Annotated in this window: 1 protein-coding gene; it reads right to left on the reverse strand. The window is 72.4% G+C overall.

Going from position 1 to position 283, the window contains the following annotated elements; genetic code table 11:
- Positions 1-283 (reverse strand): helicase-related protein (locus HTZ77_RS45045; RefSeq protein WP_268960293.1); only part of this gene is annotated, 283 nt, incomplete at both ends.

The raw sequence follows: 283 nt of genomic DNA on the forward strand, positions 1-283 counted from the left end.
GTACCCCTGCTCGGCCAGGAACCGCTGGCGGTGCGCCGCGAACTCCTGGTCGACCGTGTCGCGGCTGACCACCGTGTAGAAGCGCGCCCCGCCGCCGTCGGCCTTGGGCCGCAGCCCCCGGCCGAGCCGCTGCGCCTCCTCCTGGCGCGAGCCGAACGGGCCCGACACCTGGATCGCCACCGCGGCCTCCGGCAGGTCGATCGAGAAGTTGGCGACCTTGGACACCACCAGCACCTGGATCTCCTTGTCGCGGAACGCCTGGTAGAGGCGCTCGCGCTCCTTG

Origin of the sequence: Nonomuraea montanisoli, from assembly GCF_013363975.1 — a bacterium.
Lineage (GTDB): Bacteria > Actinomycetota > Actinomycetes > Streptosporangiales > Streptosporangiaceae > Nonomuraea > Nonomuraea montanisoli.